We start from the raw sequence: 250 nt of genomic DNA on the forward strand, positions 1-250 counted from the left end.
GTAAAATTCATCGAATTTTCCCGAAACTTTGGCCATCAGCCTGCTGTAAAGGCCGGAATGGATAGTGCCCAGGGAAATGCAGTGATCTCTATGGATGGTGATCTTCAACATCCGCCTGAACTTATCCCGGAAATGATAAAAAAATGGGAAGAAGGGTATGATGTCGTTTTTACCGTAAGAACTTACCCCAAGGAAATTTCTTATTTTAAAAGAAAAACATCGGATCTTTTCTATCAGCTATTATCAAGTC

General features: G+C 39.6%; 1 protein-coding gene. It reads left to right on the plus strand.

Annotated elements, in window-relative coordinates; translation table 11 throughout:
- A partial coding sequence (locus SB679_RS25550; protein WP_410705166.1) for a glycosyltransferase occupies nt 1–250 on the plus strand: 250 nt, incomplete at both ends.

Origin of the sequence: Chryseobacterium sp. SIMBA_029, from assembly GCF_046535275.1 — a bacterium.
In the GTDB taxonomy this organism is placed as follows: Bacteria; Bacteroidota; Bacteroidia; order Flavobacteriales; family Weeksellaceae; genus Chryseobacterium.